Below are 24,173 nucleotides of genomic sequence, written 5' to 3'. Positions count from 1 at the left end.
CGTTTTAGCAATAAAAACCGATGCAAAGCACACAAATTGATCTTGTGCACCTGTCAGATCTGACAGGTTACGGCCCGAGCCATTATTGGTAGCGTCGATTCAACCACGCCACTGCAACTGCACCGGACGCAATCATGGCTGACCAAGAACTGAGCATCGTTACTCCGTCCATCGCCAAAAGCGCGACGATCGCCACTATCGGCAAGAGTTGGGGCTCCGTGGGTCCGACCGGTGCAGCGTCGTTCGAGCTGCCCATTCCGCTGTCGAGCGGATGGGGGGCCGCTCCGCAATTGTCCCTGACGTATAGCAGCCAGAGCGGTAACGGGCCGTTCGGTATCGGCTGGAGTCTGGGACTCAACCAGATTAGCCGGCGCACCCACAATGGCGTGCCACGTTATACCGAGCACGACGAGATCATCGGCCACGAGGGTGAAGTGTGGATGCCAGAGCTGGAGGCCGATGGCACGATCAAGTCGCGCCTTGAATCGACCTACGACGGTAAAGACATCGGCCCGCACCGCGTGGTGCGTTATTGGCCACGGATTGAAAGCGACTTCGCCCTGCGCGAACACTGGCAGCGCCTGCCCTCTGCGAAGGACGTCGCGGCGCCCGCGTTTTGGCTGATTCATGGCGCCGACGGCTCGCTGCACGTTTACGGCAAAACCGCCGCCTCCCGCCGTGCCGACCCGGATGACCCTCTTCACGTAGGCGCCTGGTTGCTCTGCGAAAGCATGACCCCGCATGGCCAACACATTTGTTTCGTTTACAAAACCGATGATCAAGATCCCGACCCGATTCATGACTACCGCGCCCAGCGCTATCTGGAACGGGTGTGTTACGGCAATTTCAAGGCGAGCACCTATCTGTTCGCCTGGACCGTGGAAGACCCGACCGATCTGGATTGGCAGTTTCAGCTGATTTTCGACTATGGCGAGCGCACGACGTCACTGAGCGAAGCTCCGGCGTATGACGCCGACACACTCCGGCCATGGCCTGTTCGTCCGGACCCCTTTTCGACATACGGACAAGGTTTTGAGATCGGCACTCGCCGACTCTGTGGGCAAGTGCTGATGTTTCATCAAAACCCCGCCAACCTCAGTGCAAAACCGCTGCTGGCGCGACGTCTGCTGCTGGAATACCAAACCCCGCAGAACGTCACGCAATGGGCCTACAGTCTGATCACCGCCGCGCACTATCAGGCTTTCGATGCCAGCGGCAAGGTCGTACACACGCCACCGGTGGAGTTCGACTATTCAACCTTCGAGATCAACAAAACCCCTCAGCGTTTGCTTGAGGCTGACCACCAGCCGGGCGTCGAAGATGGCGGGTTTTACCAGTGCGTCGACCTGCACGGCGAAGGCCTGCCGGGGTTTCTCTGCCGTTATGACCAGGCCTGGTACTACCGTGAACCGCTGCGGGCAACGGCGGGAGGTGATGAAATCGACTACGGCCCCTGGACGGCGCTGGCGCAGACTCCGGTGAGCGATCGTCACCGTACGGTCCAGCAACTGCTCACCGACCTGACCGGTGACGGGCGTCTCGACTGGGTTACCGCGCAGCCGGGCAGCAGCGGTTTCCGTACGCTGAATGCGCAGCGCGACTTCGCCGATTTCCTCCCGTTCAACCGGTTCCCGCTGGAGTTTTTCAACACGCTGTCGACGCTGGGCGACTTGTGCGGTGATGGTCTGAGTTCGATTGCCCTGATCGGCCCGAATTCGGTGCGCCTGTACGCCAACCGCCGCGAAGAAGGCTTCGCAGCAGCACAGGACGTACCGCATGTGCCGGCCGATGATCGTTTGCCCTTGTTCAGTCACTCACCGACTGAACTGGTGCTACTCGGCAACCTGATGGGCAGCGACATGCCGGAGCTGTGCCGCATCCGCCATGACGAAATCCGCTGCTGGCCCAACCTGGGTCATGGCAGGTTTGGCGAGGGTCGCAAGATCAGCGCCCTGCCCTTCACGTATGAGCAATTCGACGCATCGCGGGTACGTCTGGCCGACCTTGATGGCTCCGGTGCACCGGCGTTGATCTATCTGAAATCCGATTCGTTCGAGATTTATCTGAATCGCGGTGGCAATGGCCTGGAGCAGATCCCCGTCACCGTGCCTTGGCCCGAAGGCGTGCGTTATGACCGTTTGTGCCAGGTGAGCTTCGCCGACCTTCAAGGTCTGGGCTGTGCCAGTTTGATCCTGACAGTGCCGCACACCACACCGCAGCACTGGCGTTACGATTTCGTTTCGGCCAAACCCTATCTGTTGAGCGCCAGCAACAACAACATGGGTTGTAACACCCGCGTGGTCTACCGCAGCTCCGCTCAGGAATGGCTGGATGAAAAACAGCACATCCTCAAGCGCAAACGCCTGCCGGTTTCGCATTTGCCGTTCCCGGTACCGGTGGTCGCCAGGCAACAGCAACTGGATGAGATCACCGGCAACTGCCTGACGCAGCTGTTTGCCTGGCGTGAAGGCGTTTACGACGGCAAGGCGCGCGAATTTCGTGGTTTCGGTCTGTTGCAGCAAACCGACAGCGAAAGCGCCATTGGCGCTGACGACGTCGGTTTCAGCGAGCCGGTGCGGGTGTTCACCTGGTTTCACACCGGGCAATCGATGAATCGCTCCCGCGAGCGCTATTTCAACCAAGACAAGGACGCCATTGCGCTGGGCGAGACGTTGTTCAGTCTCACGCCGCCCAAGGAAGAGTTCGATCAACCGATTGCCCCGCATGACGCTGATACCGACTACCAGATTTCCCGAGCGCTGGTCGGTTCGATCTCGCGTATCGAAACCTATGCCGACGCAGACATGGATAAGCCAGGAATCGCCACACCTTTTGCGGTGCAAGAGCTGCGCTATCTGGTACGCGAAGTCCGGCCTCAGGGTCAGTACGCCGCCGCCGTTTTACTGCCGTTGACGCTGGAAAAAATCAGCTACCAGTACGATCGGTTTATCGACGATCCGCTGTGCCGTCACGAGGTCGGCCTGCGCTGGAACGAATACGGCTCGCCAACTCAGGCCCTGACTGTGAGCTATGCGCGCCGCCTGACAGACAAAAGCCCCCCACCCTTCAGCGAGCCAGATGAGCAACAGTGGTGGCGCGACGCCCATGACGAAGCTCAGCAGTCGTATTACCTGAGCGAAACCCGTGCGCAGTCCATTGACCTGATTGACTCTCAGCACTGGCGCCTGGGCTTGCCGTATCGGCAACGCGGTAATGCACTGGTGTTGCCCAAAGGCACACTGCCGACCGGCCTTTCGCCTGCGCAGGTGTCTTTTGAAGAGCTGGGGCGTCACCAGGATTCGCCGCACTGGAAGACCGGGCGGGTGTTGACCACCCAGTCCGTGCAGCGTTACGTGAAAACCGACGGCACACCACTGGCCGATGGCATTGCCGAATTTGAAGCACTGGCAGGCCCTCTGGAAATGGCGCAACTGGACCAGACCGCACTGGATGCCTACGACGTCCTGCCGCCACCGTTCAACATCCATACGGAACTGACCAACATCGGTTATACGGCGATGCGGTTTCTGTTTGAGCCGCCTCCCCCGGCCGGGGCCGAACCTGCACTTTACTCCGCGCATTTCGGCTTTGCCGAGTACGCCGGCCTCGATGGCTTCTACAAAGTCCTGCGCTACAGCGAAACCCCCAGCCACGGCCACACAGAGGCCCGATACGACGACTACAACCTCGCCATCACCAGCGTCGTGTTGCCCGATGGCTGTACCACGCGCATCGTCTACGACTACCACGCCCTGCAACCGCAGAAAATCATCGACGCCAACGAGAACACACAAGAGGCCATTTACGAACCTTCTGGCCAGCCGCTGGCGACCAGTTTCTGCGGCACTGAAAACGGTGAACGGGCAGGCTTCTGCCCGCTGAGTGAATACCAACGTCCCGAGGATCTGCGGCCGGACACGGCCATAGCCGATCCGGAGGGCGCGGTGCAAAAAGCCGCCAGCACCCTGCGCAAAGACTTGTTCAGCTGGATGGGGCAGATTCCCCTCAGCGACAGCTCCAGCAGCGCATGGATCGCCAGCGGCTATCTACTGCCCAGCGGCCATATTCGCGCCAGCGCACGCCAGCGGCTCGCGCATCGCAGCACGCTGAGCGCGGCAGAACAGGCGTTGCTCCAAGCGATCACATCGGCCTGGCGCGAGCCTGTGCACAGCGTCGTGCTCAGCGCCGACCGCTACCCCTATGACGAGGTGAAGGCACAAATCCAGATCATCAAGACCTGTGTCGACGGCTTCGGCCGAGCCCTGCAAACCCAGCAACTGGTTGACCCGGGCATGGCCTACAAAGTAGTGAATGGTGCGCTCGTCATTGAAGATGGCAAGTATGTCGAGGTATACGCCGACCCGAGGTGGCGCATCAGCGCTCGGGTCGAATACAACAACAAGGGCTTGACGGTCCGCGAGTATCGACCGCTTTTTGTCGATACCCATGGCTACGTCAACGACGAGTCACTGCACGAACGGGGCTATTTCGATCAACTGTGCTACGACCCATTGGGACGCATGATCAAACTGATCAACGCCAAGGGCGACTTCTCGTGCGAGACCTATCATCCGTGGTACCACACCAGCCTGGACTTCAACGACACCGCTGAAGCAGCACCCGACATTCGGTTTTTACGCTGATGCCCGCCAGCGTGCATCAGCGCACGCCATCACTCACGGTGAATGATGGTCGTGGCCTGCCGATTCGCCAGGTCAGCTACCTGCGCAGCGTCGCCGGGGAGCCTGCAACCGCGCTGATCACCCGCCAGGGTTTCGATGTGACCGGGCGCAACGTGACGCAACGGGACCCGCGCTTGCCCGTGCCGAACCTTGTGAAGGTTTACGGGTTGGGCGGCGAGGTGCTGAAAGTCGACAGCGTCGATGCGGGCTGGCGCCTCAATTTGCCGGGGTTGGCCGGTGAGCCCCTCGCGCGCTGGGACGAGCGCTGCAGCCATTGGCGCACGACCTTCGACACACAGTTGCGCGTGGTGACAGTGGAGGAAAACGGCCAGGCCGATGGCGATATTTTCACCTACGCCGATGCCTCGGCGGATCCCGAGCAAAACCAGCGCGGGCAGTTACTGGCACGAAAGGACGCGTCTGGTACGTTGCACATGGACAGCTATGGTCTGCTCGGCCAACCGCTGAGAGAAACCCGCACTTTTGTTGATGGCGAGGCGTTCACCAGCCAACGTATTTTCAGTCCACTGGGCGCAGTGCTGGAACAGACCGACGCCGGCGGGCATCAGCAGCAATCGCGCTATGGCCTGACCGGGCACCTGAAGCAGGTGCGATTGCGGCTGAGCGCTAACACCGATTGGCAACCGGTGATACTCGATATCCGCTTGAACGCTGCCGGGCAGATCACCGAGCAACACGCTGGCAACGAGGTGATCAGCCAGTGGACTTACGATCCGGCCAATGGTCGCTTGCAGAGCCAGTCCAGCCGCAAAGGCAGCGATCCGCTGCTGCAAAGTTTCGAGTACAGCCATGATTGCGTCGGCAACATCATCCGTATCGAGGACCGCACCTTCCAGGCGGTGCATTTCGCCAACCAGGTCGTCGACGGCCACCGCGATTTCACTTATGACTCCCTCTACCGACTGACTCGCGCAACCGGCTACGACGACGGCCCGCCATCAGACATTCCTGGCTTGCCGCAGCCAACCGATCCGAATAAACGCCTCAATTACACCCAGACCTATCAATACGACAACGGCGGTAATCTGCTCGAACTGCGCCATGTGCGCGCTGAAGCCTGCTACACGCGACGAATGCGCATAGATCCGAACAGCAACCGTGGCGTGCGCTGGCAACCGAACGCTCCTGAGCCGGACTTCGATCAACTGTTCGACCGGCACGGCAACCTTCTGGCCATACAACCCGGCCAGCCACTGAAATGGAACGCTCGTGACGAACTGCAAAGCGTCACCCGGATTCGCCGCGAAGACGGTCGCGCCGATGCCGAGCATTACCACTACAGCGCGGGTGCACGGGTATTCAAGCGCGATGAAACCTTTACCGGGACCACCGGACACTTTCATCAGGTGCGTTACCTACCGGGGCTGGAGATCCGCACGAAAGACAATGGCGAAGAACTGCACGTCATCAATGCAGGCAGTGCGCGTTGCCTGCACTGGGTAAAAAATCCACCCCCAGGCGTGCCTAGCACTCAACTGCGCTACAGCCTTGTCGACCACTTGGGCTCCTCTGTGATGGAACTCGATGAGCACGCAAAAACCATCAGCCACGAAGGCTACTACCCGTTTGGCGCCACCGCGTGGCTGGCCGAAAAGTCGGCGATTGAGGTCAGCTACAAGTTCGTGCGTTATAGCGGCAAGGAAATGGATATCAGCGGTTTGTATTACTACGGTGAAAGGTATTATGCGCCCTGGTTACAGCGCTGGATAAATCCTGATCCGTCAGGCTCGGTAGACGGTCTGAACCTTTACAGCATGACGGGCAACGACCCGATCAACTTTATCGACAGGCAAGGGACGACGAGGACAGCGGCGGGAACAGTGACCCTTACAATCAGTCCTGATCCCTCGACACCCCCGGAATTAGTGAGCAATCCACGCGACAATCCGCCTCCACTGCCGCCCCCTGAACCAAGGAAACCCTGGAAAGAGATTGCCAGGGACACCGTCCGCAGCGCCGTCAATTCGAGAGTCGGTCTGGCACTGCTTCCAACCGGTGGATCATCGCCGGCCACTGGAGCCGTGGTTACAGCAATGGTCGCCAGTGTCGGGCAGGTGATCGTGCATTCCACGCTTTTCAATCCGGGCTGGTCCCCTCCCGGAAGCTGGGATCCGGCAACCGGTGGCGGCTTGCCGCCTGCAGAAGTCACTCAGGATGCCAACCGACAGTTCAACCAGATCAACGTCGCTGCCACCGTTGTCGCCACGTTGGCAGGAACGATGCTGGGACCGATAGTGGGAGGTTATGTCGACGAATTGAGAGACACTCAAAATATAAAAGCAAAGAGCGCCAAGGCAGAAAAAATGATCGACAGGATCGACGGTCTGATTGCCGAACACCGCGTGATGGACCAGGTATCAAAGAAGGCGCAAAACGCACTGCGTGATCAGGTGCTGGAAGTTGAAGAGCTGACGGGAATTACCTGGGACTCCATGAATCAGCTGGAAAAAATAGGCCGATTACGTCCTCAAGAAGGCGCTTGCGACGTGTCCACGCAAACGGCTGCCTTTGATCGACAAGTACGTTTTCGCGTCCCGATGAAAGCGCGCAAATCAGCCAGGCACTGAGGGTTACAGAAGTTTCAGTGTTCTTGTTTCTTGCGACGGGCGCCATGCTATGGTGCCCGCCCGACTCCTACCTGCTCGCTCCCGTATGCCGCCGACTTCCCGTACCCTGCGTCTGTCGTTGTATACCCTGCTGATCATCGCCGGTGCGGCGCTTGCCGCCACGCTTGCCATCCGCCACGCCGAACGTCAGGCGCTGGAAGAAGACGCGGCCCGGGCCAATCAGCAACTGGCGCTCTATGCCAATTCGCTGCACACCCTGATCGACCGCTATCGCGCCCTCCCCGCGGTCCTGGCCCTGGACCCGCAATTGCGCTCGGCACTCGCCGGCCCCGTTGATGCCGAGGTCCAAACGGCACTGAATCTGAAACTGGAAAAGATCAACGGCGCGGCGCAGTCCTCGACCCTTGAACTGCTCGATCACACCGGCCTCGCCGTCGCCGCCAGCAACTGGCGTCTGCCCAGCAGCTATGTCGGCCACAATTATGGCTTTCGACCGTACTTCAGGCAGACCCGCACCCAGGGCACCGGGCGTTTTTACGCGGTGGGCGTGACCAGCGGAATTCCCGGTTACTTTCTCTCCAGTGCGGTGCTGGGCGACAACGACCAGTTCCTCGGGGCGATGGTGGTCAAACTGGAGTTTCCCGAACTTGAGCGGGAATGGAGCCAGGGCAACGACACCTTGCTGGTCAGCGATGCGCGCGGAATCATTTTTATCGCCAACCAGCCCGGCTGGCGCTATCGCTTGTTGCGCCCCTTGAGTGCCAGCGATCAGGCTGAAATCAAGACGACGCGTCAGTACGACAAACAGTCGCTGACGCCACTGACTCATCTGTCGTTGCGCCGCTTTGATGACAACAGCGATCTGCGCCGCGTCGAAGGCCCGCAAGGGACGGCGGACTATCTGTGGGAGTCGCTGCCACTGACCACCGAAGGCTGGACCCTGCATCTGCTGCGCCACCCGCAAGTGGCTTTCGAAGACCTGCGCAACGCCGGCCTCGCGGCTGCTGGCGTATGGCTGGCGCTGGTGTTTCTGTTGCTGTTCCTCAATCAGCGCTGGCGCCTGTCGAAGGTCCGTCAACGCAACCGCGAAGAACTCGAGCAACTGGTCGAAGAACGCACCCGCGAACTGCGCACTGCGCAAGAAGGCCTGGTGCAGTCAGCAAAACTCGCCGCCCTCGGCCAGATGTCCGCCGCCCTGGCCCATGAAATCAACCAACCGCTGACCGCTCAGCGCATGCAGCTGGCGACTTTACGTCTGCTGCTCGACCATGGCCGCGTCGATGACGCCTACAAGGCCCTGAAACCGGTGGACGAGATGCTCACGCGCATGGCCGCCCTCACCGGTCACCTGAAAACCTTCGCACGCAAGAGCCCCGGTGGTTTGCGCGAGCGTCTGGATCTGGCGACGGTGGTCGATCAATCGCTGCAATTGCTCGACGCGCGCCTGCGTGACGAGCAGGTCAGCCTGGTGCTGCACCTGACCCGCCCGGCGTGGGTGCGCGGTGATGCGATCCGTCTCGAACAGGTGTTGATCAACCTGCTGCGCAACGCCCTCGATGCCATGCAGGGCAAACCGTGCAAGCGCCTGGAAATCCGTCTGCAAGCCGACGAGCAATTGTGGCGTCTGAGCGTCATCGATAATGGCGGCGGCATTGCCGAAGAACATCTGGGCCAGGTGTTCGACCCGTTCTTCACCACTAAACCTGTCGGTGACGGCCTCGGCCTGGGGCTGGCAGTATCCTTTGCCATCGTGCACGAATCCGGCGGCCGTCTGAGCGTCGAGAATGGCGACAGCGGTGCAACGTTCATCCTGACTCTGCCGATTGATCTGGAGGCACACAACTGATGCTCAACTCGGTGATGGTGGTCGATGACGAAAGCAGCATTCGCAGTGCCGTCGAGCAGTGGCTGAGCCTGTCGGGATTCGAGGTACAACTGTTCAGCCGCGCCGAAGAATGCCTCGCCGCCCTGCCCGCGCACTTTCCCGGGGTGATCCTCAGCGACGTGCGCATGCCCGGCCTTAGTGGCCTGGAACTGCTGGCCGAGGTGCAGCGCCGCGACGCCGACCTGCCGGTGATTCTGCTCACCGGGCATGGAGATGTGCCGATGGCGGTCGAAGCGATGCGCGACGGTGCCTACGACTTTCTGGAAAAACCGTTCAGCCCGGAGACGTTGCTCGGCAGCCTGCGCCGGGCGCTGGAGAAACGCCGACTGGTCCTGGAAAACCGCGCCCTGCACGAGCAGGCCGATAACCGCGCCAAACTCGATTCGACGTTGCTCGGCGTGTCCCGTGGCTTGCAGACGTTGCGCCGGCAGGTATTGGATCTGGCAACGTTGCCGGTCAATGTGTTGATCCGTGGCGAGACCGGCAGCGGCAAGGAACTGGTTGCGCGCTGCCTGCATGACTTCGGCCCGCGGGCGGACAAACCGTTCGTGGCGCTCAACTGCGCGGCGATCCCTGAACAGCTGTTCGAAGCCGAGCTGTTCGGCCATGAGAGCGGCGCGTTTACCGGCGCCTCCGGCAAGCGCATCGGCAAACTGGAATACGCCGATGGCGGCACGCTGTTTCTCGATGAAATCGAAAGCATGCCGCTGGCCCAGCAAGTGAAATTGCTGCGGGTATTGCAAGAGCAGAAGCTTGAACGACTGGGGTCGAACCAGAGCATTCGCGTGGACTTGCGGATTGTCGCGGCGACCAAACCGGACTTGCTCGACGAGGCGCGTGCCGGGCGTTTCCGCGAAGACCTCGCGTATCGCCTCAACGTTGCCGAGCTGCGTTTGCCGCCGCTGCGCGAACGCCGCGAAGACATTCCGTTGCTGTTCGAATCATTCGCCCAAAGTGCGGCGCAGCGTCTGGGTCGCAGCTTCCCACCGTTGACGGGTGCGCAGTTGAGTCATCTGCTCTGCCATGACTGGCCGGGCAATGTGCGCGAACTGGCGAACGTCGCCGAACGACAGGTGCTGGGTCTGGATGAACCGGCACCGGGAATCGATCCGGGGCAGTCGCTGGCGGCGCAACAGGAAGCGTTCGAGGCGCAGTGTTTGCGCGCGGCACTGACGCGGCACAAGGGTGATGTGAAAGCGGTGCTTGAAGAGCTGCAACTGCCGCGGCGTACGTTCAATGAAAAGATGCAGCGGCATGGGTTGAGCCGGGAGATGTTTTTGCTGGATTGAATGCCGCCTGGGATTTTCGGTGGGGCTGAAAACCAGCCCCTCACCCCCGCCCTCTCTCAATGGGAGAGGGGGAAAGGGAGCCGATCTTCAAGTTTTTCAAACCTGAGTTCACCCCGATTTTTCAGGTCGACGGACCTCGAAAATTCAACCCGGTCAGTCCCCTCTCCCCCCGGGAGAGGGTTAGGGTGAGGGGCTTGTGATCTTCGCTGCAATAAGCGGAAATCCGCTCAAGCGCTCCACACCATAAGCAACAATCCGCTCACCCAACCCCGCCAACCCTTCTAAACCGCCCCTCCCCCCGTTGGCACAGCTCCTGCTATAGCCCCCGCAGGCTGCGTTTTAACGCGCTCCACAAAAACAATTAAACGAAGGATCCTTCAATGGATAACTCCAACGCCCTGCCACTTGGGTCGGCTGCCGCGCCGGCCAAAGAAAGAACCACCGCGAGCCGGATCAAATCGATCTTCAGCGGTTCCGTTGGCAACATGGTCGAGTGGTACGACTGGTACGTCTATGCCGCCTTCTCGCTGTACTTCGCCAAGAGCTTTTTCCCTGCCGGTTCCTCCACCGCACAATTGATGAACACCGCTGCGATCTTCGCCGTGGGCTTCCTGATGCGCCCGATCGGTGGCTGGCTGATGGGCCTGTACGCTGACAAGGTCGGACGCAAGAAAGCGTTGATGGCCTCGGTGTACCTGATGTGCTTCGGCTCGCTGATCATCGCGTTGAGCCCCAACTACGCCACCATCGGCATCGGCGCACCGATCCTGCTGATCTTCGCCCGTCTGTTGCAAGGCCTGTCGGTCGGCGGCGAGTACGGCACCTCCGCAACGTACCTGTCGGAAATGGCGACCAAGGACCGTCGCGGCTTCTTCTCCAGCTTCCAGTACGTGACCCTGATTTCCGGCCAGCTCATCGCCCTCGGCGTGTTGATCGTGCTGCAACAGACACTCACCACCGAGCAGTTGTACGCGTGGGGCTGGCGCATTCCGTTTGCCATCGGCGCGCTGTGCGCAGTGGTCGCGCTGTACCTGCGTCGCGGCATGGAAGAAACCGAGTCGTTCACCAAGAAAGAGAAGTCCAAGGAAAGCGCAATGCGCACCTTGATGCGTCACCCCAAGGAGCTGGCCACCGTGGTTGGCCTGACCATGGGCGGTACGCTGGCGTTCTACACCTACACCACCTACATGCAGAAGTACCTGGTCAATACCGTCGGCATGAGCATCTCCGACTCGACGACCATCTCTGCCGCCACGCTGTTTTTGTTCATGTGCCTGCAACCGATCATCGGTGGCCTGTCGGACAAGATCGGTCGTCGTCCGATCCTGATCGCCTTCGGTGTGCTCGGCACGATTTTCACCGTGCCGATCCTGATGACTCTGCACACCATCCAGAGCTGGTGGGGCGCGTTCTTCCTGATCATGGCGGCGCTGATCATCGTCAGCGGTTACACCTCGATCAACGCGGTGGTCAAAGCAGAGCTGTTCCCGACTGAAATCCGCGCCCTGGGCGTCGGCCTGCCCTACGCACTGACCGTGTCGATCTTCGGCGGCACCGCCGAATACATCGCGCTGTGGTTCAAGAGCATCGGTATGGAAACCGGTTACTACTGGTATGTGACAGCGTGCATCGCCGTGTCGTTGCTGGTGTACATCACCATGAAGGACACCCAGAAGCATTCGCGGATCGTCACTGACTGATTGACTGACTGAACGTCACGCAAGATCAAAAGATCGCAGCCTTCGGCAGCTCCAACAGGGGTTGTCGGAGGCTGCGATTTTTTGTTTCCGGCGATTAATCACCGGTTAATTCTGCCTCGGCATCCTGTGCCTACCTGATCGATTACCTGCGCGACGTTCGCTCCTGATGATGGAAGCCATTAAATGCGTCGCCCTTAACATCAAGTTAATCGATAGTTTTTAGCATTATTTTGCGCTTTTTAATCAATTTAGTTGGCGTAGCATGAAACCCATGCAAGACACACCCGCCAACGAATCTGGAGTAACGAACATGAAAACCAAACTGATCCTCGCCCTGACCCTGTCCGTACTGGCCGCCAACACCTTTGCTGCCGATGGTTTTGATCGCACCGGCTCGGCCGTTGCCGCCGATGGTTACGACCGCACAGGCTCCGCCACTGTTGCTGCCGACGGTTTCGACCGCACCGGTTCCGCCACTGTTGCCGCTGACGGTTTCGACCGCACCGGTTCCGCCACTGTTGCCGCTGACGGTTTCGACCGCACCGGTTCCGCCACTGTTGCCGCTGACGGTTTCGACCGCACCGGTTCCGCCACTGTTGCTGAAGATGGCTATGACCGTACTCAATCCGCTTCCATCAGTTAAGCGCCGCTGCACAGCGCACAGCCCGGCCTCGGCCGGGCTTAGTCATTTCTGGAGGATGGCAATTTTATGAAATCACTGGAGAACCTGTGGGAGCTGGCTTGCCAGCGATGGCGGACTGTCAGTCGACATTAACGCCGCATGAAAAAATGCCATCGCTGGCAAGCCAGCTCCCACAGATTGCTCATTAAATGGAATATCTGTGGCTGACTGGAAATTGCCTCAATGTGCTTGCACTATTAGCCGCCAGCCCCAGCCCCTCAGGAACACACGCCATGCCCGATGACATCCACTTCTACGAACCCGCCAACGGCCACGGCCTGCCGCACGATCCGTTCAACGCCATCGTCGGCCCACGGCCCATCGGCTGGATTTCCTCGCAGGATGCCAACGGCCAGTTGAACCTGGCGCCGTACAGCTTCTTCAACGCCTTCAACTACATTCCGCCGATCATTGGCTTCTCAAGCGTCGGGCGCAAAGACAGCCTCAACAACATCGAGCAGACCGGCGAATTCGTCTGGAACCTCGCCACTCGCCCGCTGGCCGAACAGATGAACCAGAGCTGCGCAATGGTCGCGCCAGAGGTCAACGAGTTTGAACTGGCAGGCCTGACGACCGTGGCGTCGAAAGTGATTTCAGTGCCACGCGTCGCCGAAAGCCCGGTGTCCTTCGAGTGCAAGGTCACGCAGATCATTCAATTGCAGCGCGCTGATGGCGAAACCGTGCCGAGCTGGCTGATCCTCGGCGAAGTGGTCGCCGTGCATATCGCCAAGTGGCTGTTGAAAGACGGGGTCTACGACACCGCCGCGGCAGAACCGATTCTGCGCGGCGGCGGGCCGGCGGATTATTTCCAGTTGGGGCCTGAAGCCCTGTTCAAGATGTGGCGTCCGGGCGCGGCGAAGTAACGAATTACCAGATCAACTCGGCGTCTTCGGTGACGCCCTTGAGGCGGTCCAGCTCATTGATGGCGGCCTCATCGGCCGCGATGGCGCCGGGGAAGACCTGATCTTCCAGCAGTTTGTGAAAGCGTGGCGCACCGCCGTCGACCAGGGCCTTGACCGCGATTGCCGCGTAATAGCCCTTGTTGCCACCCAGCTCGACGGGGACAACTGCGGATACTGCTTCGAAGTGTTCGAACTCTTTACGTGCCATGTCGCAAGTCCTGGCTCAGTCAATTAAGCGGGACATTAAACCCTCAACCGACGAGTTTGTGTATCGGTGCTGCACACTGGCCGAGCGCCTGTGCCGCCGAGACATCCTTGAAGGTGTGGAAATCCAGACTGTTGACCACCAGTTCCTGCACCAGCTCGGCGAAGATTTCCATCGCCGGACTGTTGAAGTAAGCGGTCATCATCTGCTGATTGCTCCAGAAACCGGAGACCAGCCACAACTCGGGATCACACTGCGAATGCTGCAAGGCAAAGCTCAGGCAACCGGGGGCGGCGCGAGAAGGATCGATCAACGCGCTCAGGCGTACACCGAGTTCTGCCGAGCGTCCGGCGCGCGCTCGAACGAAGGCCATGTGACTGACGGGAATCTGCTTGGACATGTTCAACCCTCCCAGGGAGTTGCGTGGCAGCCGGGGGGAGGCTGCGACAGGATCCAAGGTTAAGGCGCAGACGCGAGGTGCCGTTAGTCAATTTCTGCCGCCCTGTTGCACAATCCTGCGAAAGTCGTTGCAACAACCGTCACACAGGCTTTGTGCAGGAGCTGCCGAAGGCTGCGATCCTTTGACCTTTAAAAATCAACAGATCGCAGCCTTCGGCAGCTCCTACAGGGTTCGACGACAAATCAACGCCGCGACCCCGTGCAGAATCAGGCAAGCATTTGGCAGGATGTGTCTACCGCTGACGCTTGCACAAACATATGCTCTGCTCCATTCCACCTCCCTTGCCGAGGATGCCGTGCATGACGTCATTCGATCGTTTTCAAGCCGAACCCAGTGCTGACATGGAAAAGCAGCGTGCGGAACTGGCGGCGATCATCCGCCGCAACACCACCGACGATGGCAGCTATCAGACCGCTGTCGGTTCGCTGTTCATGTCGCGCCACACCCGATCCCACGATTTCGCCCCGGTGCTCGCGCAACCGGCGCTGTGCATCATGGCGCAAGGTCGTAAAGAGGTGCGGCTGGCCGATGAGTTCTTCAATTACGACCCGCTGAATTACCTGGTGGTCTCGGTTTCGATGCCGTTGAGCGGGCGAGTGGTTAACGTGTCGCCTGAAGAGCCGATCCTGGCCGTACGCCTGGATATCGACCCGGCAGAAATCACTGCACTGATCGCCGACGCCGGCCCCATGGCCGTGCCGACCCGGCCGACCGGACGCGGCTTGTATGTCGAGAAAATCGACAGCGCGATGCTCGACGCGGTGCTGCGTCTGGCGCGTTTGCTCGATGCACCGAAAGACATCGCCATGCTCGCGCCGCTGATTCGCCGGGAGATTCTCTATCGCCTGTTGCGCAGCCCGCAGGGTCATCGTTTGTATGAGATCGCGATTGCCAACAGCCAGAGCCATCGCATCAGTCAGGCGATCAAGTGGCTCAACGGCAACTTCGAACAGCCGCTGCGTATTGATGATCTGGCCAAAGAAGTGAACCTCAGCGTCTCGACCTTGCATCACCGTTTTAAAGCGATGACGGCGATGAGTCCGCTGCAGTATCAGAAGCAGTTGCGCCTGCAAGAGGCGCGGCGCTTGATGCTGGCCGAGGGGCTGGAGGCTTCGGCGGCGGGGTATCGGGTGGGATATGAAAGCCCGTCGCAATTCAGCCGCGAATACAGCCGATTGTTTGGGGCGCCGCCGTTGCGGGATCTGGCGCGGTTGCGCTTGTCGGTCTGATCCAGATTATTTGCTGCGGCGACGGACCTTTTCGCGGGCAAGCCCGCTCCCACAGGTTCATTGGTGTGCACACATTTTATGCACGACAGCGATTCCTGTGGGAGCGGGCTTGCCCGCGAAGAGGCCAGTCCAGTCAACACATCTGTGTGATCAAACCGCCCGGATCACGTGTTTGATTTCCTGAAACGCCGCCAGCCCCCACGGGCCCAATTCACGACCGATGCTGCTCTGCTTGTAACCGCCCCACGCGGCTTGCGGGAAAATCACCTGCGGTGCGTTGAGCCACACAAGACCCGCCTGCAGGGCGTTGGCGACACGATCGGCGGTCTCGACATCACGGGTCACCACACTGGCGACCAGACCGAACTGGCTGTCATTGGCCAATGCAATCGCCTCGGTTTCGCTGCTGAAACTGCGTACGCAAAGCACCGGCCCGAAAATCTCTTCGCACCACAGCGCACTGTCCAGCGGCACGTCAGTGAACACGGTCGGCTGCAAGAAATATCCACGCGGCAAATGTTCAGGACGATGGCCGCCGCAGAGCAACTTCGCGCCAGCACTCAGCCCACGATCAATATGCCCAAGCACTCGCTGGTATTGTGCCTGATTGACCAGTGCGCCCATTTCTACTTCCGGGTCGAACGGATCGGCCACGCGAATCGCTTGTGCACGTTTTTGCAGGCGAATGAGGAATTGTTCCTCCAACTCTTCGGCGACCAGCACGCGACTGGTGGCCGAGCACATTTGCCCGGCGTTGAAGAACGCGCCGCCGCAGGCCAGTTCAACTGCGAGATCAATGTCAGCATCCGCCAACACCAGCAGCGAGGATTTACCGCCCAATTCGAGGCTCACGCCCTTCACGGTTTCGGCGGCCCTCTGCATCACCTGCACGCCAACCGCATTGCTGCCGGTAAAGGAGATTTTGGCGAGACGCGGATCTGCCGACAGCGGCGCCCCCACTGCCAGACCAGTGCCGCAGACCAAATTGAACACACCGTTCGGCAACCCGGACTCAGCCATGATCGCCGCCAGTTCCAGCTCCGGCAACGGCGTGACTTCCGACGGTTTGAGCACCACGCAGCAACCGGCGGCCAAGGCTGGCGCAAGTTTCCATGCCGTGGTGACCATCGGGAAATTCCACGGCACGATCAACCCGACCACACCGCACGGCTCGCGTCGCAGGCGTGCGCTGAAATCATCGCTGGGCAGCGGCACGTTGCTGTCCTGTTGCGCATCGAGGCCTTCGGCGAGTTCGGCGTAGTACTCGAACGTGGCGATCACGTCATCGACATCGATGGCCGCTTCGAATAGCGGTTTGCCGTTGTTGCTCGACTGCAATGTCATCAAGTGCTCGCGACCGTTGCGCACCCCGTTGGCGATGTTGCGCAGGATCGCGCCGCGCTCGGCGCCCGTGGTTTGCGACCAGCTCTTGAAAGCTTCAGTCGCCGCGCTGACGGCTTGAGCGACTGCGCGCTCGTCACCGCCGATGACCGTGGTCAGCAACGCTTCGGTGGCCGGGTTGATCACTCGCAGATGTTCACGGCCGGCCGACCATTGGCCGTTGATGTAGAGGCCATCGAGTGTGGTGGGGAAAGTCATCATTGCGCCACCGCCTGCATCCACTGGCTCTGGTCGATTTCAATCACGGTCGGGCCTTGGCGATCGGTTGCAGCCCTGAGTGCGCCACGCAACTGTTCAACCGAGCTGATCGCTTCGGCCGCACATCCCAGGGCCTTGGCCACGCCGATGAAGTCCGGGGTGTAGATGTCCACGCCAACCGGCTCGATGGCACGGTTGACCATGTACTTCTTGATCTCTTCGTAGCCCTGGTTATTCCACAGCAGGACGATGACCGGGGTGCGCGCTTCAACGGCGCTGGCCAGTTCCGGCAAAGTGAATTGCAGGCCACCGTCGCCGATCAGGCAGACTACTGGCGGGCGAACCCCGCTCTCGGTGCTGCCGCCGAGCCACGCACCGATGGCCGCAGGCAGTGCGTAACCGAGGGTGCCGTAACCGGTCGACGAGTTGAACCAGCGACGCGGGCGCTGCGGGTTGAACGTGAGGTTGCCGGTGTACACCGGTTGTGTGGAGTCACCGACAAATACTGCCTCCGGTAATTCGTGCAGCACGGTTTCGAGGAACCGCGTCTGGGCCCGCGTCGGTGCGTCCCAGGTGGCGGCCAGATCATCGCGCAGACGCGCAGCACGCACCTGTCCCCAATCACTGCTGCGCTCGGCCAGTGGTTTGTGCGACAGCGCACTCAGCAATGCTTGCGCGGCGTTGCGCGAGTCGGCGACCAGGGCGACATGCGGCGGATAGTTGCGCACGGTCTGATCGGCGTCGATATCGATGCGCAGCAGCTTGCCGGGAATCCCGAAACCCCCGGCGAAAGTGACGTCGTAATCGGTCTCCGCCAGTTCGGTGCCGATCGCCAGAACCACATCGGCATCGGCGACCAATGCGCGGGTGGCGACGAGGCTTTGCGTTGAGCCGATCAACAGCGGGTGACGGGACGCCAGCATGCCTTTCGCGTTGATGGTCAGCGCTACCGGAGCGTCGAGCAACTCGGCCAATTCGGTGAGTTCGGCGGCGGCATCAATGGCGCCACCGCCAGCAAGAATCAGCGGACGTCTGGCGCCGGCCAGCAGCTCGGTCATGCGGCTGACGGCCGCTGGGGCAGCACCCGCGCGGTCGATGCTGACCGGGACACTGGCAAGCAGTTCATCGGCCTCTTCTACCAGCACATCCAATGGAATTTCGATGTGCACCGGACGCGGACGGCCGGCCTGGAACAGGGCAAAGGCGCGAGCCAACACGCCGGGCAACTCCGCCGCCGACATCAGCGTATGGGAGAACGCGGCAACGCCGCCGACCAGTGCGCTCTGGTTCGGCAGTTCGTGGAGTTTGCCGCGACCGCCGCCCAACTGACTGCGCGATTGCACGCTGGAGATCACCAGCATCGGGATCGAGTCGGCATAGGCCTGGCCCATGGCGGTGGTGATGTTGGTCATGCCTGGGCCGGTAATGATGAAGCACACACCCGGTTTGCCGCTGGTGCGCGCATAGCCGTCAGCCATGAATCCGGCGCCTTGCTCATGCCGTGGAGTGACGTGGTTGATGCTCGAACGGGCCAGCCCGCGATACAGTTCCACGGTGTGCACCCCTGGAATGCCGAACACCTGCTCGACCCCATAACCTTCGAGTAACTTGACCAATACTTCGCCACACGTCGCCATGTCGATTGCCCTTCTTTTTGATCGATACGCTGAACCCATGTGGGAGCGAGCGTGCTCGCGAAGGCGTCGTACCAGTCAACCTCCATGCTGACTGTCAGTACGCATTCGCGAGCAAGCTCGCTCCCACAGGGTCCATGGAATGACCTCATTGGAACGGTGCGCAGGTAGCGGCAACAATCGATTAAAAGTCATACTAGCCATGTCCTCACGTCATAGCTTGGATCCACATGAAACGACTGCCGCCCCTGCCCGCCCTGCACACGTTCTGGATCACCGCCCAGTGCTGCAACTTCACCCGGGCTGCCGAGCAGTTGCACATCACGCAGGGTGCAGTCAGCCGACAGATCGCCGGGCTGGAAGAGCATTTGGGTTATCCGCTGTTCATTCGCCTGGCCCGAGGGTTGAAGCTGACAGCTGAAGGTGGGGAATGGATGTTGCGCGTGCAACAGATGTTCGGCCTGCTTGGCGAGGCCGTTGAGCAGATCGGCGTGCGCCGTCAGACCCTGCAACTCAAGGCGCCGAGTTGTGTGATGCGCTGGCTTTTGCCACGGTTGCTGCAATGGCAGAAGGAGCGCCCGGACGTGCCGGTAAAACTGACCGCGTCGTTGCAACATGGCGTCGACTTTCAACGTGAGCAGTTCGACGCGGCGGTGATTTATGGAACACCGCCCGACAACTCGCCGGGGGCGTTGCATCTGTTCGATGAACAACTGACGCCGGTCTGTTCGCCACTGCTGCTCAAAGGCTCGCCGGCGCTGAAGACACCCGCCGACCTGCAGCAACATCTGCTGCTGCATCCAACGCACGATGTGCAGGACTGGTCGGTGTGGCTGAGCGCCGCCGCACTTCAATTGAACAATGTCAGCAGCGGTCAGCATTTCGAAACGCTGGATCAGGCCATGTCGATGGCGTCCCATGGGACGGGGGTGGCAATCGGTGATTGGTCACTCATCGGTGATGACCTGCACGCGGGAAGACTGGTGATGCCGTTTGAGCTGAAGGTGAAGACAGGGCTGGCTTATTACGTTGTGGTGCCGCCGGGCGGGGAAACTTCGCCGCCACTTGAAGAGCTGATGCTGTGGCTGGTTGAGCAGGCGCATTTGCGCTGAGGCCTTCCCCCTCACCCTAACCCTCTCCCAAGGGAGAGGGGACTGACCGTGGGATGTTTAAGAGATACGCCGACCTGGCAATGCTTTACCGAATCCGTAATCGACTCGATTAGCTCAAGTCGATGCAGCACGCAAAACACCTCGGCCAGCTCCCTCTCCCCGGGGAGAGGGCTGGGGTGAGGGATGTTTGAGAGATACGCCGACCTGACAGTGCTCTACCGAATCAATAATCGACTCAATCTTTCAAGTCGATGCAGCACGCAAAACACCTCGGTCGGCCCCCTCTCCCCCCGGGAGAGGGCTGGGGTGAGGGGCAACCGCCTCAATACCCAACAGTAAACCGCTGGCGCGAATGCTTCGGCGCCTCCACCTCGTCGATCAGCGCAATCGCGTAATCGGCAAAGGTGATCCAGCTCCGCCCTTCTTGACTCACCAACAGGTGATCCTCGCCGACGCGAAACTTGCCGCTGCGCTCACCTTCGATAAACTCCGCCGACGGTGACAGGAAGGCCCAGTCCAGATCCTGCTCCTGGCGCAACGCATCAAGAAACGCAGCACCGGCACTGGCCTCGGTTTTGTACTCCGCCGGGAACCCCGCACCGTCGATCACCCGAGTGTCGTCCGGCAGCAACAGCGAGCCGGCACCGCCGACCACCAACAAGCGTTTCACACCCGCCTGCTTCACCGGCCCGACAATGGCGCTGGCCGGCACCGTGGCGAAATGCGCGGCGGTGATCACCACATCGTGTCCCGCCACCGCATCTTGCAGCGCTGCTGAATCCAGCACATCGACATTCTTGCTGACCACACCGGCACGCGAACCGATCTTCGACGTATCGCGGGCAATGGCAGTGACGCTATGACCGCGACGCAGGGCTTCTTCCAGCAGTTGGCTACCGGCACGACCGGTGGCACCAATGATTGCGATTTTGCTCATGACATTCTCCAGTTGGCTTGAGAGTGCTGCTTTTTCAGAATCGGGTTACCACTGCATCTCACCCTTGGCGACTTTGGCGCTCAGTTCCAGCGAGCTTTCTTCGCCCAGCGTCGGGTAGCGCTTTTTCATCGCGGCGATCAGTGCAGCGGCGTCCTTGGCTTTGGCGGTTTCTGCGTCGAACGCCTTAATGTAGTCGGCGGTGAATTTAACGCTCGCCGGCGAACGGCTGCCATCACCCAGGTAATGTCCTGGCACCACGGTTTTCGGTTTCAGGGTTTCGATCGAGTGCAACGTTGCCAGCCAATCGGCGTGGGATTGCGCGGTCTGGGTGTCGGCCATCCAGACGTGGATGTTCTCGGCGACGACCACGCCACCGACCACGGCCTTGAGCGACGGAATCCACACGAAGCTGCGATCCGGTTGTTTGCCGTCCAGCCCGATCACCTGCAACTTCTGCCCTTCGAGCATCAGGCTGTCGCCCTTGAGGACGCCCGGCACGATGGTTTTGGCGGGCACGTCAGCGCCCATTTTCGGGCCCCAGAACGCGAGTTTTCCTTCGACGGTCTTGTTGATGTGATCCACGGTCGGCTGCGAGGCCAGCACCTTGGCGTCAGGGAAGGCTTTGGTCAGGGTATCGAGGCCGAAGTAGTAATCCGGATCACCGTGGCTGATGTAAATGGTGCTCAGGTGCTTGCCGCTGGCGCGGATCTTTTCCACCACCTGTTCAGCCTGGGATTTGCAGAACTGCGCGTCGACCAGAATCGCGTCTTTCGCGCCGCTGACCAGCACCGAGGTCACCGGGAAGATTGCCTGGGCGCCCGGGTTATAGACATCGAGGGTAAGGCTGGCAGCGGCCGCGTGGGCAGCGAAGCCGAGGGAGGCCGTGGCGAGTAAAACGCGTTTGATTGTGGTGAAGCCTATCATCTGTTGCTCCAGGGTCCGAAATGCCGTGTCTGGCGATGGGACAGAGCTTAGTTGCCTGACTCAGTACAAAAAATGCGATGCTTGAACATAGTTTGTTTCTGAAAGCGGGCAAATCATGGATCGTCTCCAAGCAATGCGAGTATTCGTCACGGTGGTGGATCTGGGCAGCCAGTCGGCCGCCGCCGATCATCTGGACCTCTCACGCCCGGTGGTTTCGCGTTATCTGGCAGAACTGGAAGACTGGGTCGGTGCACGCCTGATGCACCGCACTACGCGCAAATTGAGCCTGACCGCTGCCGGCAGTGAAATCCTGCCGCGTTGCCGACAAATGATCGAACTGTCGAGCGACATGCAAGCCGCCGTCAGCGAACCCGACGATGCGCCGCGCGGGTTGCTGCGGATCAGCGTCAGCACCTCGTTCGGCCAGGCGCAACTGGCCGATGCGATGGCGGCTTACGTCAAACGCTATCCGGGCGTGAGCATTGACCTGCAGATGCTCGATCGCACGGTGAATCTGGTGGATGAGCGGATCGACCTGGCGATTCGCACCAGCAACGATCTTGACCCCAACCTGATTGCCCGGCGCCTGACGGTGTGCCGCTCGGTGGTCTGCGCGAGCCCGGCGTATCTGCGTGAAAATCCGCCGCCACAGCGCGTCGAAGACCTCAGCCGGCACAACTGCCTGACCCACTCGTATTTCGGCAAGAGTCTGTGGCACTTCGAAGAGGACGGCGAGCAGGTGTCCGTGCCGGTGCAGGGCAACATCAGCGCCAACGAAGCCAGCACGCTGTTACGCGCGACCCTGGCCGGCGCCGGGGTGGCGATGCTGCCGACGTATCAGGCCGGGGGGCCTATTCATGCGGGTGAATTGATTCGGCTGCTGCCTGGTGTCGAGCCGCGACAGCTGAACATCTACGCGGTCTACGCCTCACGCAAGCACATGCCGACGGCGTTGCGCAGTCTGCTGGATTTTCTGGTGGTGAGGTTTCCCGAGAATCCTGAATGGGATGTGGGTCTCTAACAGGGATCCATCACTGTTCTGAATGTCGCGTTACATGTGCCATCGCGCTGGCTGGCAAGTCCTTGGCGCTGACCTATGCTGACAGTAATACCGCAGAGTATTCGTTCAGAGGTCGAACACCATGAACATCAAAACAAAAAGGTACTGCGCAATTTTCATCACCTGCGCCGCCACGCTCGCGCTGTATGGCACTGCCGCCTGGCGGGTCGAGCAGCAACGACAACTGCCCCGTGAATACGCGAGTTGCAACTACGAGCGCTGCATTCCGCACAATGCCACGCTGAACGCATTGCGCTGATTCAGCTGACTGGAATGACATCCTGTGGGAGCTGACTTGCCAGCTCCCACAGGTTTTTGCAGCGCCTGTGACGCTACTGCTCGGCCTTCAACCGGTCGCGAAACGCCTTCGGCGATATCCCCACCCGACGCCTGAACAACCGCGTGAAGTTGGTCGGATCGGAAAACCCCAACAATTCCGACATCTCATAAATCGTCATGCTGGTGTAAGTGAGCAAGCGCTTGGCTTCCAGCAACTGACGCTCGTGCATGATCTGCAACGCCGGTTGCCCCGCCAGCTCACGGCAGGTGCCGTTGAGGTGCGACACCGAAATGCCTAGCCGATGCGCCAGGTCCTCAACCTTTACGTGCTGGCGATAAGTCTCTTCCACCAGTTGGATAAAGCCATTGAGGTATTCGCGCTGGCGCTGTGGCCGCTGGCTGGCCTTGTGGCGAACAATGGCCTGACGACTGACCCAAACCATGATCACGCTGACCAGCGCATGCATGAGCATTTCCCGCGCCGGTTGATGACCGTTGTACTCAGCCTGCAACGCTGAAAACAGGCTGTTCAGATAATCGCCGTCGGTGCCCGCCGAATAGGCATGCGCCTGCGCCAACGCGTGCACCGCGTCGCCCAGTTGAGCCTGCAAGTGATGGATCAGCGGCGTTGCGAGCGTGACGATGAACCCTTCAACGTCCTCGGAAAAGCGAAAGCCATGCACCGACAACGGCGGCAGGACCTGAATCGCGGGTGTTTCGAGCAGGGTGCGCTGGCCTTCGATTTCAAGCTCTGCCTGACCTTTGAATACGAAGAGCAACTGACACAAATCGGCGTGGCGGTGGGGTTTGATTTCCCATTGATGTTCGCGACTGCGTGAGGAAATGGTTTCACAGTGCAGCAAGTCAGGGGTTGGCCAGTCCAGGCTTTCACCGTAGAGCTTGAACACCGGAATCGAAGGCAGCTCGGGCTTGTTCATCACTTCAATTCAGGCCTCTTGTATTGCGGGCGATAATCGCCCCGATTGGCAGAATGTACAGGTATCGG

Annotated in this window: 18 protein-coding genes; 11 read left to right on the top strand and 7 right to left on the bottom strand. The window is 60.2% G+C overall.

Translation table 11 applies throughout. The features are described from left to right. Positions 1-134: 134 nt before the first annotated feature. The 7 genes from AB4P91_RS11945 (at position 135) to AB4P91_RS11915 (ending at position 13,689) form a co-directional block, all read left to right on the top strand. Positions 135-4,643 carry a SpvB/TcaC N-terminal domain-containing protein gene (locus tag AB4P91_RS11945; protein ID WP_395604856.1) on the top strand — a complete coding sequence of 1,503 codons (4,509 nt, stop codon included), beginning with the start codon at positions 135-137 and terminating at the stop codon, positions 4,641-4,643. After that, positions 4,643-7,270, top strand: a complete 2,628-nt coding sequence (locus AB4P91_RS11940) for an RHS repeat-associated core domain-containing protein (protein WP_395604855.1) — start codon at positions 4,643-4,645, stop codon at positions 7,268-7,270. The genes AB4P91_RS11945 and AB4P91_RS11940 overlap by 1 nt, the downstream gene beginning before the upstream one ends. A gap of 85 nt (positions 7,271-7,355) precedes the next feature. Beyond that, positions 7,356-9,116 carry an ATP-binding protein gene (locus AB4P91_RS11935; RefSeq protein WP_395604854.1) on the top strand — a complete coding sequence of 587 codons (1,761 nt, stop codon included), beginning with the start codon at positions 7,356-7,358 and terminating at the stop codon, positions 9,114-9,116. Then, positions 9,116-10,444 (top strand): sigma-54-dependent transcriptional regulator, encoded by a 1,329-nt coding sequence (locus AB4P91_RS11930; protein WP_395604853.1) that lies wholly within the window; start codon positions 9,116-9,118, stop codon positions 10,442-10,444. The genes AB4P91_RS11935 and AB4P91_RS11930 overlap by 1 nt, the downstream gene beginning before the upstream one ends. Before the next feature lie 380 nt (positions 10,445-10,824). After that, positions 10,825-12,144, top strand: a complete 1,320-nt coding sequence (locus AB4P91_RS11925) for an MFS transporter (protein ID WP_042560683.1) — start codon at positions 10,825-10,827, stop codon at positions 12,142-12,144. Positions 12,145-12,454: 310 nt separating this feature from the next. Beyond that, positions 12,455-12,787 carry a hypothetical protein gene (locus AB4P91_RS11920; protein WP_395604852.1) on the top strand — a complete coding sequence of 111 codons (333 nt, stop codon included), beginning with the start codon at positions 12,455-12,457 and terminating at the stop codon, positions 12,785-12,787. Between the two features lie 272 nt (positions 12,788-13,059). Next, on the top strand, positions 13,060-13,689 hold the full coding sequence (locus tag AB4P91_RS11915) for a flavin reductase family protein (protein WP_042560685.1): 630 nt from the start codon (positions 13,060-13,062) through the stop codon (positions 13,687-13,689). A gap of 4 nt (positions 13,690-13,693) precedes the next feature. Here AB4P91_RS11915 and AB4P91_RS11910 read toward each other — a convergent pair whose 3' ends face one another. After that, complete coding sequence (locus tag AB4P91_RS11910; RefSeq protein WP_042560686.1) at positions 13,694-13,936, bottom strand: hypothetical protein; 243 nt, start codon at positions 13,934-13,936, stop codon at positions 13,694-13,696. Between the two features lie 43 nt (positions 13,937-13,979). Continuing rightward, complete coding sequence (locus tag AB4P91_RS11905) at positions 13,980-14,333, bottom strand: putative quinol monooxygenase (protein WP_150592823.1); 354 nt, start codon at positions 14,331-14,333, stop codon at positions 13,980-13,982. Between the two features lie 359 nt (positions 14,334-14,692). On the opposite strand from AB4P91_RS11905, the gene AB4P91_RS11900 reads away from it, so the two are divergent. Then, the gene (locus tag AB4P91_RS11900) at positions 14,693-15,622 is read left to right on the top strand and encodes an AraC family transcriptional regulator (RefSeq protein ID WP_042560688.1); all 930 of its coding nucleotides are present in this window, start codon (positions 14,693-14,695) and stop codon (positions 15,620-15,622) included. 150 nt (positions 15,623-15,772) lie between these two features. Here the strand turns inward: AB4P91_RS11900 and AB4P91_RS11895 are convergent, their stop codons facing one another. Together AB4P91_RS11895 and AB4P91_RS11890 are read right to left on the bottom strand one after the other, a co-directional pair. After that, positions 15,773-17,221, bottom strand: coding sequence for an aldehyde dehydrogenase family protein (locus AB4P91_RS11895; RefSeq protein WP_395604956.1), 1,449 nt, complete (start codon positions 17,219-17,221; stop codon positions 15,773-15,775). Next, the gene (locus tag AB4P91_RS11890) at positions 17,221-18,858 is read right to left on the bottom strand and encodes a 5-guanidino-2-oxopentanoate decarboxylase (RefSeq protein WP_395604851.1); all 1,638 of its coding nucleotides are present in this window, start codon (positions 18,856-18,858) and stop codon (positions 17,221-17,223) included. Before AB4P91_RS11890 ends, AB4P91_RS11895 begins: the two co-directional genes overlap by 1 nt. Before the next feature lie 227 nt (positions 18,859-19,085). Between AB4P91_RS11890 and AB4P91_RS11885 the strand changes: the two genes are divergently transcribed. Continuing rightward, positions 19,086-19,967, top strand: coding sequence for a LysR substrate-binding domain-containing protein (locus AB4P91_RS11885; RefSeq protein WP_150592820.1), 882 nt, complete (start codon positions 19,086-19,088; stop codon positions 19,965-19,967). A 322-nt stretch (positions 19,968-20,289) separates the two neighbouring features. Here the strand turns inward: AB4P91_RS11885 and AB4P91_RS11880 are convergent, their stop codons facing one another. Together AB4P91_RS11880 and AB4P91_RS11875 are read right to left on the bottom strand one after the other, a co-directional pair. After that, positions 20,290-20,904 carry an NAD(P)-dependent oxidoreductase gene (locus AB4P91_RS11880; protein ID WP_395604850.1) on the bottom strand — a complete coding sequence of 205 codons (615 nt, stop codon included), beginning with the start codon at positions 20,902-20,904 and terminating at the stop codon, positions 20,290-20,292. Positions 20,905-20,949: 45 nt separating this feature from the next. After that, positions 20,950-21,828 (bottom strand): MBL fold metallo-hydrolase, encoded by an 879-nt coding sequence (locus AB4P91_RS11875; RefSeq protein WP_395604849.1) that lies wholly within the window; start codon positions 21,826-21,828, stop codon positions 20,950-20,952. Positions 21,829-21,943: 115 nt separating this feature from the next. Here AB4P91_RS11875 and AB4P91_RS11870 point away from each other — a divergent pair, with 115 nt between their 5' ends. Both AB4P91_RS11870 and AB4P91_RS11865 read left to right on the top strand, forming a co-directional pair. Beyond that, positions 21,944-22,849, top strand: a complete 906-nt coding sequence (locus AB4P91_RS11870) for a LysR family transcriptional regulator (RefSeq protein ID WP_224790539.1) — start codon at positions 21,944-21,946, stop codon at positions 22,847-22,849. 121 nt (positions 22,850-22,970) lie between these two features. Then, positions 22,971-23,147: a hypothetical protein gene (locus AB4P91_RS11865; protein WP_191624002.1), complete on the top strand. Its 177-nt coding sequence runs from the start codon at positions 22,971-22,973 to the stop codon at positions 23,145-23,147. A 73-nt stretch (positions 23,148-23,220) separates the two neighbouring features. On the opposite strand, the gene AB4P91_RS11860 is transcribed toward AB4P91_RS11865, so the two are convergent. Further along, complete coding sequence (locus AB4P91_RS11860; RefSeq protein WP_150595696.1) at positions 23,221-24,105, bottom strand: helix-turn-helix domain-containing protein; 885 nt, start codon at positions 24,103-24,105, stop codon at positions 23,221-23,223. Between the last annotated feature and the right edge of the window lie 68 nt (positions 24,106-24,173).

Source organism: Pseudomonas sp. B21128 (assembly GCF_044218865.1).
GTDB classification, from domain to species: domain Bacteria; phylum Pseudomonadota; class Gammaproteobacteria; order Pseudomonadales; family Pseudomonadaceae; genus Aquipseudomonas; species Aquipseudomonas iridis.
The sequence above is the reverse complement of the archived record's forward strand: the minus strand, read 5'-3'. Positions and strand labels throughout refer to the sequence as shown.

Coding starts and splice junctions, on each gene's coding strand:
- AB4P91_RS11930 (WP_395604853.1), top strand. CDS start 9,116: ATGCTCAACTCGGTGATGGTGGTCGATGACGAAAGCAGCATTCGCAGT.
- AB4P91_RS11860 (WP_150595696.1), bottom strand. CDS start 24,105: ATGAACAAGCCCGAGCTGCCTTCGATTCCGGTGTTCAAGCTCTACGGT.
- AB4P91_RS11925 (WP_042560683.1), top strand. CDS start 10,825: ATGGATAACTCCAACGCCCTGCCACTTGGGTCGGCTGCCGCGCCGGCC.
- AB4P91_RS11875 (WP_395604849.1), bottom strand. CDS start 21,828: ATGATAGGCTTCACCACAATCAAACGCGTTTTACTCGCCACGGCCTCC.
- AB4P91_RS11910 (WP_042560686.1), bottom strand. CDS start 13,936: ATGGCACGTAAAGAGTTCGAACACTTCGAAGCAGTATCCGCAGTTGTC.
- AB4P91_RS11905 (WP_150592823.1), bottom strand. CDS start 14,333: ATGTCCAAGCAGATTCCCGTCAGTCACATGGCCTTCGTTCGAGCGCGC.
- AB4P91_RS11900 (WP_042560688.1), top strand. CDS start 14,693: ATGACGTCATTCGATCGTTTTCAAGCCGAACCCAGTGCTGACATGGAA.
- AB4P91_RS11940 (WP_395604855.1), top strand. CDS start 4,643: ATGCCCGCCAGCGTGCATCAGCGCACGCCATCACTCACGGTGAATGAT.
- AB4P91_RS11885 (WP_150592820.1), top strand. CDS start 19,086: ATGAAACGACTGCCGCCCCTGCCCGCCCTGCACACGTTCTGGATCACC.
- AB4P91_RS11865 (WP_191624002.1), top strand. CDS start 22,971: ATGAACATCAAAACAAAAAGGTACTGCGCAATTTTCATCACCTGCGCC.
- AB4P91_RS11890 (WP_395604851.1), bottom strand. CDS start 18,858: ATGGCGACGTGTGGCGAAGTATTGGTCAAGTTACTCGAAGGTTATGGG.
- AB4P91_RS11880 (WP_395604850.1), bottom strand. CDS start 20,904: ATGAGCAAAATCGCAATCATTGGTGCCACCGGTCGTGCCGGTAGCCAA.
- AB4P91_RS11915 (WP_042560685.1), top strand. CDS start 13,060: ATGCCCGATGACATCCACTTCTACGAACCCGCCAACGGCCACGGCCTG.
- AB4P91_RS11920 (WP_395604852.1), top strand. CDS start 12,455: ATGAAAACCAAACTGATCCTCGCCCTGACCCTGTCCGTACTGGCCGCC.
- AB4P91_RS11945 (WP_395604856.1), top strand. CDS start 135: ATGGCTGACCAAGAACTGAGCATCGTTACTCCGTCCATCGCCAAAAGC.
- AB4P91_RS11870 (WP_224790539.1), top strand. CDS start 21,944: ATGGATCGTCTCCAAGCAATGCGAGTATTCGTCACGGTGGTGGATCTG.
- AB4P91_RS11895 (WP_395604956.1), bottom strand. CDS start 17,221: ATGACTTTCCCCACCACACTCGATGGCCTCTACATCAACGGCCAATGG.
- AB4P91_RS11935 (WP_395604854.1), top strand. CDS start 7,356: ATGCCGCCGACTTCCCGTACCCTGCGTCTGTCGTTGTATACCCTGCTG.